Below are 12,519 nucleotides of genomic sequence, written 5' to 3'. Positions count from 1 at the left end.
AGATGCCTGGGGCGGCCGTTTTGTGCACGGGATCAGGCTGTTTGATAATGGGGACCTCGATGACGCAGTTTTAAAACTATTGAAACAATCCTACAGCGAAGATATGGCAAGAAAGAAATCCTGAGCCACCAACCGTGTGCGGCATGCTGTCGCCTCTGAAATTTCCGCAGAAGTCGCAATAAAAAATCTCCGGGCGATTAAATAACATCCGCGAAGTTCAGGGAAGTGTTAACACTTTAATTCGGGCATCCTTAAATCGCGGTGAACAGTACTAACATATTACAATAAAAATGGCGCAACTGTATCTAACAAAGACAGCTGCGCCATTTATTTGACCGGGAGTTAATTTATTCTACCGCGGGTTAATATTTGATAAGTGTAAAAATTATCTTCTTACCGCCGTCCGAAAGTTCAACAAAATAAATTCCCTTCCGATAAGAGTGCCCGATCTGTAGCGACTTGTTCATTGCCACGCTCATCCTGCTTTCTACAACTCTGCCCGTCACATCCCTTACAACCAGGTTACCAATGTAAGACACGCTGCCTTGCAGTTGAATGTTAAAGAAATTGGTCGACGGATTGGGAAACGCACGTACTGACAGCTTACCGCTAATATCTAAGCTGAGGACATTCAGGCTATTTCCGCCAGGTTCGCAAACTCCAAGCATATCCCCGTGCCCAAGGTGATCTTTTACTGCTTCCGTATCGACTTCAATATTCTTTGATCTGTCATGACATACCACCACTTTACTTCCATTTTTACCGGCTCTTACATCGACTACGGTGACTGTTTTGATTGCGGTTCCCGCACATCCATTGTTGTCAGCAACAGTTAACAAGTAAGTAGTAGTTTGAGTAGGATTCACCATTACACCTTGCGTTGTTGCTCCTGTTGACCATAAATAGTTATATGGCTCCGTACCGCCGGTAGTTATGGATGACAATTGCAGGCTGGAAGCCGGTGCATAACCCAGGTAAACGGTGTTCGCTTTAACGCCCTGTGGCAAAACCCTTGCGTCAGGTATAATAACCACTGGCCTTGAGATCTCAACGTTTGTGCTGATCGAAGATGTGTTGTTTGAAGGGCCCGGATCTTCTGTGCCGGCGCTCACGGTCACGCTGTTTTCTATTACAGTGGCATTCAGTTCGCAGTCAACTTTAACGACTATGCTGAACGCCTGTTCAACGCCGGAAGCTAATGTATTTGAAGTCGCTTTTACTACTCCGCCTTCACCCGGCTGAGGAACTGAGGTTGTCCATCCCGACGGCGCAGTAAAAGATACAAAACTTGTACCTGCAGGAAGGGTATCGGAAAGCACGATATCCTTGGCGTGGTCAGGTCCCTGGTTTTGTACAACAATATTATAAGTAAGCATTCCACCTGTTTTCACGGTACCAGGTCCGGATTTTACAACACTCAGATCGGATACGCTGTTGATTGTGAACGAAGCGATCACAGCATCATGATCAGAAGAGCGCCATGGAGATGGAGTGTATGTTGCTGCCCACGGATTCACATCAGTAGTGCTTTCTGCCGCATCGCGAACAGCATCATTATAGTCGAGATAGGTAGGCTCCGTGGAGTTGATATTCCATTTCGCAAATCCGGCGAGCAATTCATTCATTGATGCGGTCAACACGGCGTGGTCGAGGGAACCGAGCTGACCATCAAAAAGATAAGAATAGCTTGTTGAGCTACCCAGCACGATCAGTCCATTTGATCTTAGAACATCCATTGGATCCTCTTCATAATAGGCATTATAATCTCCCATGGTAATCACCCTGTCATTTCCTGTTGCAGGAACAATGACCGTGTTAATCAGGCTAACCAATGCTGCTGCCTGTTGTTTTCTTCTTTCATTCCAACATCCCTGGCCATCTCCTGCATCAAGATCGGGATTGGGTGAAGTATTTGCTGGAGGACAGCTTCCTTTTGACTTGAAGTGATTGATTATATAAGTGAATGTTTTCTGAGCCGTATTCAACATAAAGGTCTGTGCCAAAGGCGGTCTGTCGAAAATGCCATCGGCTGAAGTGAAGACACCGCCGACAGGCGTTACGACCGATGACTTATATATGATACCCGCGCGGATCTGATCAGTATTATACAGTTGACTGTTCAAACCATCCAATACAAAACTATAGGTGCCCACACCCAACCGTTCATTAAGCCCGTTCACCAGGTCCTGGATTGCTGAGGCCGGCCCGGTGCCATCATTTTCTATCTCAATTAAGCCGACTATATCAGCATTCATTTCTGCAAGAGCACTGATAATTTTATCCCGCTGCCTGTTAAATTCAACCACAGAATTTGCCCCTCTTGAAGTTGGAAAACCGCCACCCATACCATCGCCATTAAAATAATTCAGTACGTTAAAGCTGGCTATCTTAAGATTCCCACCCAGTGGAGGCAGTGAAGGTCGCAAAGCATAATTAAACACAGGGGCAGCATAGGAAACCGGTTGAATCCTGAATGTACTAAATCCGAAGCCCAGGATACCGTTCAGATTATCGAGAGTAGTTCCGACCCTGATGGTGTTTTCTGAATTAACATAAGGAAGCGTTTGTGGGACAACGTTAGAACCATCATCAAGAATAATGGACCTGTTAGTCGTGCTGGTATTATAAGCAGAAACGGCGGCTATATTGCTGTTACCTGTAGTGGTGTTTCCTGATGGATCCGTATCATTCGGGTCAATTATTTGTGTTGGTTGATAAACGGCGCCGCCTGCAGATAACCTCAGCGAACCACGGTTACCAAGTTCTGAATTATCTGTTACTGTCAGCGTTCCGTTGTGTTGCACTAACATTCCTTCATATTTTTCTAAATCAGCCTGGGTTGTCACCGGGAGTTCAAATGAAGTCGGCGCAGGAAGAATGTTCCCCGCTGAAAGTGTTGTGAAAGATGAACTGATAATTACCGCCTGGTTAAAAGAAGGTGTACTATTATTTTCCTGCACCCTTCCAACAACACGTACTTTATCACCAACTAATGAGGTGGGATTGGCTTGAACCACGAATATGCCCTCAGAAGTATTAATGTTATCATCTTTATCTGTTTCCTCTTCCTGCACATAATAGCCTGCCGGGCTCCAGTCAGAAAATACACCGGTCACAATGCCTTCGATGGCATATGATCCGGCAGTGGCTGTTGATCCTGTACCCTGGATCAAATGTATTTTTGTGACACTCAAATCATCGTCGGTCACGTTGGCTATTTCGGAAGCTGTTCCGGTTGTATATCCACCATCAGGATTGGAAATTGAGAACGTTATTGTTTCATTGCCTTCGTTCTCTGCATCGTTTATCGGCGTGATGGTTAACACTAATGATGAGACGCCTGCAGGAACCGTGATATTACCACTTGTGCTGGTAATGGCTGAAGGTATGGCACCCCCATTGAGTGATAATGAATAGTCTGTACCAAGAGTCGCGCTTCCCGTACCCGTGGCAATGTTGTAAGAAAAAGTTGTGACGGCCGTAGTTGCCGCTGAAAAGCTTATAGTAATTGATCCTGCAGTGGATGGTTCACCAGCATCGGCAAACGCCGTTATTGAGATCGTTTTCTCAGGCTGAGAATTAACCGGTGATGGAGCTCCCGAAGTAAAGTCGGCATTGTTGTTATCTGTATCTGTATGTAAAGCACTTCTCGAGACTGAATTTGTATTAGAAGGAGCAACTGTAGGACCGGTACCTTCGAAACAGTTTGCAGTTCCGAAACCAACAAAGTCTGCTAACTGGTATTCAGGTGATCTTGGGCAGGAAGTACCCGCGGGAATGGTTGTGTTTGTTCTCAATAAAGCCACTTTACCTGCTGTACCGCTCATAGGTATGGTACCCACCACATCCGGTGTAGGAAGATCAACTGTGCCCCCCGTGCCGAGGGCCTGCCTGATCAGGTAATAGCCACCCGCGGGAATGGAACCTGTCAGGTTGGTGCGTTGCCAGTTGGTGCCGGCAGCGGCCGCGTATTGAATGGACCATCCTGATAAATCGATAGCAAGGTTGCTATTGTTATAAAGTTCAATAAAGTCAGCTTTGTAGGTAGCGCCGCTATTTCCTCCACCACCATAAATTTCATTAATGACTATCGGCGAAGGAGATTGTGCAGAAATGTAATTGGCAAAAACAAAGAAAGATATCATCAGTGTATAGATCCTGAGCATAGATTTGGTTTATTAGTGGGCACAAATCTATGCGGAAACACCTGAGGCCAATCAAAACCAAGATAAAATAATCATTAAGCTCTGAATGACCGTCATGTAAGTGTAAACACCGACGTAGCTCTTCTGGAGGTACATGAGTACACAGATAATCCATCTATCATAACGCTATCACTTGCATTAAGCATAAGTGGCGCTGCTTCCCTTACAATTTCGTTTGCCTTTAAGGCCAGCCGTATGTGCCGGCGGGTACCATACATTGATTTATCCTCTTCCCATATAAGGCATCTGATTTGCCATAATTGTGAGAAATGGAATATTGGTATCTGGTGGTAAACTGGCCATAAAGGCTACAGCACGGCCAACATCCTCCACTTTCATAGTCTGTTCCTTTTGTTGAGAGCCATCAGCCTGGATTACTCCTGCTTCAATTCTTTTAGTCATTTCACTGCTTGCATTTCCGATATCTATTTGCCCACAGGCGATATTAAATGCACGGCCATCCAGTGAGATAGATCTCGTTAAACCTGTTACAGCATGTTTGCTCGCAGTATAGGGGGCCGAATTGGGGCGGGGTACATGGGCCGATATGGAACCGTTGTTTATGATACGCCCACCACGTGGATCCTGATGTTTCATTATTTTGAATGCTTCCTGCGCACATAAAAAAGCTCCGGTCAAATTAGTATTGATTACACTTTGCCATTCCTGCAAGGTTAGTTCTTCCAATGGTTTTGCCGGAGCATTTACGCCTGCATTGTTGAAAAGGAAATCCAGCCGGCCGAAGGTCTTCATTGTTTGCCTGAAGAGATTTTGAACACTTTCCTGAAGGTTGATATCGGTAGGGACAACCAGCGTCCGTTTAACGTCACATGTTTCAGCTGTCCCGACAAGCTGACTTTCCCGTCTGCCGGCAAGGACCACGGACCATCCATCATTAACGAGTGCTATTGCCACAGCCCTTCCAATGCCGGAGCCTGCTCCGGTTACTATTGCAATTTTATTAAATTGATTCATTCTTTAATGTCGTTTTTTATGTTCTCTAAACCTTCCTCTGCTATATAAGATCGTATAATTTCCTCTATAGACGAATCGCTGACAAATCCAAGTTCCTTAGCTCTGACCGTTTCGAAATATGGTGGCAATGTAAGTACTATACTTTGCAGAAATGCATCCGGTTCATAAGATATTAGTTTGATTACCTCAGGACCAGTAATTTGCTCCAGGCAGTTTATCATTTCCCTGACCGAAACAGTAAGGCCGGGAAGATTGAGAACCCTGTCCTCACCGAGCAGTTTTTCATCAATGTTGGCTGCGTGAATAAAGTTTTGGATGACATATTTTGGAGATAGAATCCAACATGGTGTTTCCGGAGGCACCGGATAAGACGCTGTTTTTCCACTTAAAGGTTCGCGGATGATCGAGCTTACAAAGGATGAGGTTGCTGCATTTGGTTTACCTGGCCGGATAGCAATGGTAGGCAACCTGAGACTTCGTGCATCTACGAAACCTCTTCTGCTATAATCATTCATCAGCAATTCTACCACTGCTTTCTGCGTACCATAAGAACTTCGCGGCTTAGGTGCCGTTTCATCAGTTATTACCCTGGACACATCGCCCCCAAATATTGCGCAAGAACTGGCAAATACAATCCGGGGATGGGTAGCAAGCTTTCTGCATAATTCTAATAACTGTAGCGAAGCGTAGAAATTTACTTTCATTCCCAACTGAAAATTCTTTTCAGCCTCCCCGCTAACGATAGCTGCAAGATGAAATATAACATTGGGCCGCTGCTGCAAAATATTCGTAATAGTGACTTCATCACTGAAATCCCCCTCGATGTATTCAATTCTCGAATCGTGAAGCCTATCTTCAGCAAAAGCAATATCCACTAGCGTCAGTCGACGAAGTTCTTCCTTGACAAGCCTGCCACTTTGAATAAGTTCTTTTGCAAGCCTTCTACCTAAAAACCCGCCAGCACCGAGAATAAGTATATGCACATGAATATATTTTTAGTATCAATTTAGTGAACATTGGCTATAGAAGATACTAAATATCATACTACAAGCAATGACCATGACAATAAGTTACCTTATTCAAACCCATTGTTGCAGCTTGTGCTTGTGCGACAGCATCACATTACTTTATGTTCGTCAATCCGATATCAGGATGAATGGTTTGGGTGTTGTTGGGCTATACATAAAACCTGCCCTGACGGGATGTAATACATCCTTATTGATTCGGGAAGTAGTTCTAAAAATGAAAAAATTCACGAATTTTCTGATCCGTCACTTTCATTTTTATTTGATCGCATCCAAAATCCAAGAGTTACAAAAAATAGTGTAACAAACAAGAAGATTATTTCAATTCCCACACAACTATTTTCTATGGAACAAATTATAGCGAAGAATTGTTTCAGAATTATTACCTAATCCACATTTGTCTTAAAAAAGCCAATTCAAGTCAGTGTTATCCCTTCAATCATCAAGCATTTTTTTAAACACAGCCTTTCGCCAGACCGGTTCTTTGACACCGATTGTTTTGTCATCAGTTTTGGCGAGGACCGAATAACCAGACGTTCGTCCTCCATCGACCGGTAAACCGTTTCTGGGGCTTGTTAAATAAAAAGGGCCGTAAATAGGCGCCTTTTGTCATCTAGGTGATTAGGATAAAAGTCATGCTGACACTTATCATCTGCATTCGTGAAGCATAAAGCCTTATTTCAACAGGTACATTTCGTTTTCATGTAATCTTTCCACCCGTTCCACCTGTTTGTTGATATTTAAAAATTGTAAAAGCACCCATGCGAGTGCAATCATAACAGCAAAAGCAAATAATGTAATTGACCAACTAAAATTTGATTTTATTGGACCAATTAAAGCAGCGAGTGATATCCGGCCAAGATTCGAAATTGTCATATACAAGGTAAACTGGCTTGCGGAAACCTTTTTCCAGCAACATTGCATAGCGATGGCAAAAATGCCGACACAGGCAAACGTGTACAAGATATTATAGGTCATCATGAATCCGGAAATGAACATCGTACTTGACCACGCGGTTTTTAAAAAAGCGAGACATGTAGTCAGGGACATCATTAGAATAAAATAAATGTTCATCATCCGTTTTTTTCCAAACTTATCTATCAGGATACCACCAAACACCATCCCCCCTATCCCGCCAATCAATGTAGATCTTGAATAAAATTGCGAATAGGAAACGTTCGTCCATCCCAGTTCCTGTACAGTAAAAATGGGGAGCAGTGTTTCGATATAACAGTAGGAGCCCTGTGCAATAAACAACATCAGTGTAAGCACCAGAGAGTTGCGCAAGCGAAAGACTTTGTATAATGATTCGAAGATGGTGCGCCAGCTACCCAACTGCAATTTTTTCGTGTCCGGCGATGCCTGTCCTGCTGTCCACGGCAGAATTTTTTCGTGTTGCCGCTCCCTTAACAATAAAGGCACAAACATAATTACACAGATCAGCGCTGAAAGACACAAAATAGCGGTCGTGAAATTATATTTGTTTAGCAGCCAGGTACCCAATGCCAGCGAGGAAGAAATACCAATAATTTTTGAACCCCACATAAAGCCATTGGCACGGGCTTGCTGGTGCACCGGGATGATGTCAACCGCCATTCCATCTGTTGCCACGTCCTGGAATGATCCAAAAAACGACACCGTAAACCCTGCAGCCAGGAAGAGGAAAGAGTTATTAAGCGGATCAGGTACAAATGCCATGACTATAAAACTGGAGATCAGGCCGAGTTGACCCAGGAGCACCCAGGGCCTCTTTCGCCCCATGGGAAGATAAGTGTACCGGTCCATGAGCGGAGCAACGATAAATTTGAAACTCCATGGCAATCCGCAAGCCACCGCAAAGGCGCTGATCTCTCCCGGTGTTTTGCCGTTCATAGCCATCCAGGCAGGTATGCCAAAAAACAACATTCCTTCCGGTACGCCCTGAGCAAAATACAAGGCAACAAAATTAAAATACCGCAAAAAAGTATTTTCCGATAGTGAAGGAACGGTTCTGTTTTGACTGAGCTGAACACTGGTGGTTGCTTTCATTTTGCATCACGATTATAAATCTCCCTGATGCATAAATAGTTACCGTTTCGTTTTTGGAAAACCCCCATGTACTTGCCCGTGCGGATGACATTACCGGTTGCATCTTTTTCTGTTGATGTCCCCACTTCTGTGACTTCGTCTGCTGTACCGTAAATGTCTTGTGTCTGAAACGAGATGGATGCATACCTTGCCGGAGCCGCAAATTCTTTTTGCTGTTGTTCCCGGATAGCTGCCTTGCCTTTGAGTGAGGGAGCATCGTTCTGCATAGTGATAGCATCATCGGCATACAAGGCCATTAATGCATCGATATCTTTTTTAGTCAGGGCAGCGGCCCAATCATTTTCGATCTTTTCTATAGCTGCACGAACCTGGCTCATATCAGTAGCAACCGCTTCTGATTTAACCATTGTAGAAGTGTCGTCCGTTTTGACAGGTTCGTTACAAGCGGTGATGGCGAGGGAGAATGCCAGGCAGGTGAGAAGTTTTGTCTTTTTCATTTAGTTGGTTTAAATTATTAGGGATATGCAGGTTCGAACCAGGCAAAGCCACCCGGATCTTTTTGGTTTGAACCCAAAGTTTTAAGGCTGGAAACAAATGACTTTATTTCCAGGAAATTGAAGCTGTAGTTGTTCAAGATATTAGCAGAACGGCTGTCTTCGCCGGATGTACCAGGTTATGGATTGCACTTGTCTCCACCCGATGATGCATCGTTTTAATCCATCACCTATTGGTCAGAGAAAGTTAATGTAGCATCAGGATAAGAAGCCTGTACAAACACGACAAAATAGACAATAACAGAAAAATTGTTGTTCAGCTAAGCCTGTAGGAGGTAATTGATATAATCCATGTCTACCACAACCATATCCGTTGGCCTGATTTTCAGGAACCGGGTGAAATAGCGTGTCAGGTGTGCCTGATCGTAATATCCATTTTCTTCGCAAAGGATGTTCCAGGTTACACCCGGGTGCTCGTGTATATAGTTCATCAGGCATTTAAAACGGTAGATTTTTGCATAATCTTTCGGGGTTAAACCGATATAGGTTTTGAAGTAACGTTCCAGGCTTCTCAAGGTGATATAGCAGGTACTTTCTATCTCGCCGATCGAAACATTGCCCTTTAGCCGATGAATGTAATTGATGGCGTGCTCCACTTTGGGTTCTATTTCGTTAGCCGGGAGACGGGATAAGAAAAAGGCATCTAAGGTCTCAATGATGGCTGCATGATCAGGCGCTTCATTCACTTTGGTGATAAACTGCTCCGCTTCCTCCTGCCCCAGCAGCTCTTGCAACGGCATGGATGTGTTAGTGAGTAAGGACATGTCAACACCAAAGAGTTGATACAGGCCGCAAGGCTGAATAAATACCATCACTATTTTTTCACGACCGCGTACGTTTCCAATCATCGGAGCCGTTATCTGGCCCGTTGCACAACAGCGGTCTTTCATAAACAGTTTTCCATTTGTAGTAGCATCAATCACATTGTGAAACGACATTATAAAGCCACAAAGCGCGAGTGGTGGTGATACATAAGGTTCACAAAACCCGTCAGGCACGTCAAAGATTCCGTAAAACGCTATGTATGGTGAAAGTGCCGGGGGTGGGGCAAAGTGAGCTGGTTGCATAACCTAATTTACGAACATAAGCCCGGCAATAAAAGATATGATTAAGGTTTTTTACGTACCATTTGTTATCATTACAAGAGTTTGACGGGATGTTAAATGATCAGGTTTCACTTATGGAGCTTTATGTTTCCAATTACATTTCCCAATTCTTTTGCTACTGATAAGCCTGTGATAATTGAAGGACGATAATGGATACCGCCATACAGGCGCGAAATACCAGCTTCCTCTGCCGCAGCAAATAAGGATGAGTATGACCTTGGCGGAAAACCACGAAAATCATAACTATGGTCAGTAAAGGCAAGATCCTCCCCAAGAACCCTGGATGCAGCCTGCATCACTGCACCGGTAATCAAAGCATGAGCGGCGGGATACTCGGGATGTGGAGGTGTATTAATAAAAGGGGTCCAGCTCGGATCAATTAATTTCTGAATAAAGGTTACCGGCCGCAGGAGGTTATATTGATACTTAGACCGGAAACAAACTATAGCGGCGTCGCGCTCTGCAATCCCGGCCTTTGCATATGCCTCAGCTGCGGTGGATAAGTCGGTCCCATGGGTTTCGATAGCCTGGGTTAGTGCCATAAAATCATGTCCACCCGGTGTAAAGCCTATCCCATTACCCTGATCAATATAAAACGACGCAATGTTTTTTTGTTCAACGGTTAGTGTCTTCGATACGTCATACACTTCTTTAGCGATTTTGTAAAAGTCAGAGGACGGGTCTTCTGAGTAGTTGACCGGAAATGCGGGTGCTATTGTAGACGTTAGCGAAGTTAGATAGGTGGGACCGTTACCTAGAAAAGGCTGTACCGGGAGATTGGCAAAACCTGGGGGCGTGGGAGCCCAGGATCCATGCACTGGCGTTGGAAGTATGTAGCCTGCATTGGTTGTATTTAGCTTATCGGTCAGGAACCAGCTGTGAATGGCAGTGGCAATGCTTTGGCCGAATACCTGGGAACGATTGAATACAGCGGAGGCCTCAACCGGTTTCGCACGTTTGTTGTACGCGTTTTCCAGTGAATCGATACTGGCGTTGTTAGCCGGCGTCAGGCCATTAAAGAACGTACGCGTCATCGCAGCCATTGACGAATTAGCGACTACTTCCCAATTGTAAGTTCTGCTATTTTCCGGTTCAGGCATGGCAGGCATTGAGTACAATTTGGTAGATAAACTAATCGAATTCTTTTGTGCGTGGTGAACCGCTTCATATAAGCCAATTCCGATATAGCCATAATAAAGCCCATTGAAGGCCGAATTACGTTGAAGCAATATCTGCAGCTGCAGCCGGTACCAATCGGTTGCAACCCTGGAAGGTTCAGCAGTTGGTTTCGAAGGATGGTGCCCGATGTCGAATAATGGTCTCTTTTCACAAGAGCAAATCAACAGAATGACAACTGCGAAGCTGAATAATTTTTTTCTCATAATTGTATTTTTGAGATGGAATAAGATGCGGTTTAAAACTACTAGCCACGAAGCTGGAGAAATAGTAAAAAATGGACATTATGGCCTCTGCTCTTGTCAATGAATAGAGTGGAGCAACCAGGCAACGATCTGATGAAAGACAAGAGAGGCTTAATGATCAGGAGGAGGTTTCAAGAGGCTCAATTTGTTCTCATAACCGAAACAAATTCTTCGTTCAGGAGCTGGTTGTTTAACTGTTTGAAAATTGAACCAGGTGTTTGCTTTATGTGTATTCTTGGCCTGCCGGATATTTTGCTTTGTATGAAAAAGCAACTGGGGTTCAACGCAGTGAATTGTCTAAAATCTTTGATGAAATGCATCTGGTCATAATATGCGCAGTCATAAGCAATTGAAGTGAAATTTTTATAGGGGTACAGCGTCTTGATTTTTATTGCCTCATTAAAGCGTAACAACTTCAAATACATTTTGGGAAGTACGCCCGTCTGTTGTAAAAAGTTCCTTTCAAAGCTTTTGACAGTCATATTTAGCACACTGGCACAATCGGTTACACTTAATAAGGTGTTTCCAGTATTAAACGCTTCTGATATAAATCTCGTGTAATCCTGCTGTATGACTTTTTTTGTATTCAGATTCAAAAAACGCAATAAACACGCATCAGCGTATTGTGCCATCAGCTGAATGTCCGCGGCATTCGCCAATTGCTCATGTAGCTCTTTAACTTTATTACCAAAGACATCTTCAGCACAATATATTTTATTGGTAAACTGAGGCATGGGCAGACCAAATATCTTATTGATCCCGTTCAGTTCAAACTGGATGATGAACGTATGGTATACACCGCAAAAATCAATTACGCCATTATACCTTGTTGAGAGGCCAACAAAACAATTCCGTTTACCGTTTAGCATTGTATCGTCGTGACTGTTTTTGTGATCCGGGAGGTTGCCTAAATAAAATATAAAACTGATTTCATTACTAGCCGCCCAATGGCTGCTAAAGCTTGTATTAATACCGCGGGAAGTCGACAAAACATAATTGCTGACGAATGGCTTCAAGAGTGGGTTGGGTGATATGAAAAGATTAGTTATCATTCATAAGAGATTACAGGAACTTTGAAGAGTGAGGCACCACCATACACTGTGCGAACCACTTTTCGCCAGCTACGAATTCAGGCTAAAGGTAAAAATTATTACATCGAAGCCTCATGGAATTGGAAATTTCCATATATTATTAATTATTTTGGT

Annotated in this window: 8 protein-coding genes; all 8 read right to left on the bottom strand. The window is 43.8% G+C overall.

Going from position 1 to position 12,519, the window contains the following annotated elements:
• Positions 1-362: 362 nt before the first annotated feature.
• The 8 genes from ACX0G7_RS13650 to ACX0G7_RS13615 all read right to left on the bottom strand — a co-directional run bounded on the left by ACX0G7_RS13650 (position 363) and on the right by ACX0G7_RS13615 (position 12,366).
• Positions 363-4,166, bottom strand: a complete 3,804-nt coding sequence (locus tag ACX0G7_RS13650; protein WP_458924042.1) for an ExeM/NucH family extracellular endonuclease — start codon at positions 4,164-4,166, stop codon at positions 363-365.
• 261 nt (positions 4,167-4,427) lie between these two features.
• Positions 4,428-5,180 carry an SDR family oxidoreductase gene (locus ACX0G7_RS13645; protein WP_458924041.1) on the bottom strand — a complete coding sequence of 251 codons (753 nt, stop codon included), beginning with the start codon at positions 5,178-5,180 and terminating at the stop codon, positions 4,428-4,430.
• The gene (denD, locus tag ACX0G7_RS13640; protein ID WP_458924040.1) at positions 5,177-6,163 is read right to left on the bottom strand and encodes a D-erythronate dehydrogenase; all 987 of its coding nucleotides are present in this window, start codon (positions 6,161-6,163) and stop codon (positions 5,177-5,179) included. Before denD ends, ACX0G7_RS13645 begins: the two co-directional genes overlap by 4 nt.
• Positions 6,164-6,880: 717 nt before the next feature.
• The gene (locus tag ACX0G7_RS13635; protein ID WP_458924039.1) at positions 6,881-8,233 is read right to left on the bottom strand and encodes an MFS transporter; all 1,353 of its coding nucleotides are present in this window, start codon (positions 8,231-8,233) and stop codon (positions 6,881-6,883) included.
• Positions 8,230-8,730 carry a YybH family protein gene (locus ACX0G7_RS13630; RefSeq protein ID WP_458924038.1) on the bottom strand — a complete coding sequence of 167 codons (501 nt, stop codon included), beginning with the start codon at positions 8,728-8,730 and terminating at the stop codon, positions 8,230-8,232. Before ACX0G7_RS13630 ends, ACX0G7_RS13635 begins: the two co-directional genes overlap by 4 nt.
• 317 nt (positions 8,731-9,047) lie before the next feature.
• Complete coding sequence (locus tag ACX0G7_RS13625) at positions 9,048-9,854, bottom strand: helix-turn-helix domain-containing protein (protein ID WP_458924037.1); 807 nt, start codon at positions 9,852-9,854, stop codon at positions 9,048-9,050.
• Positions 9,855-9,961: 107 nt separating this feature from the next.
• The gene (locus tag ACX0G7_RS13620; protein WP_458924036.1) at positions 9,962-11,275 is read right to left on the bottom strand and encodes a vanadium-dependent haloperoxidase; all 1,314 of its coding nucleotides are present in this window, start codon (positions 11,273-11,275) and stop codon (positions 9,962-9,964) included.
• 179 nt (positions 11,276-11,454) lie between these two features.
• Positions 11,455-12,366, bottom strand: a complete 912-nt coding sequence (locus ACX0G7_RS13615) for an AraC family transcriptional regulator (RefSeq protein ID WP_458924035.1) — start codon at positions 12,364-12,366, stop codon at positions 11,455-11,457.
• Between the last annotated feature and the right edge of the window lie 153 nt (positions 12,367-12,519).

This window comes from Flavitalea antarctica, assembly GCF_054461535.1.
This window is presented reverse-complemented; position numbering and strand designations above follow the sequence as displayed.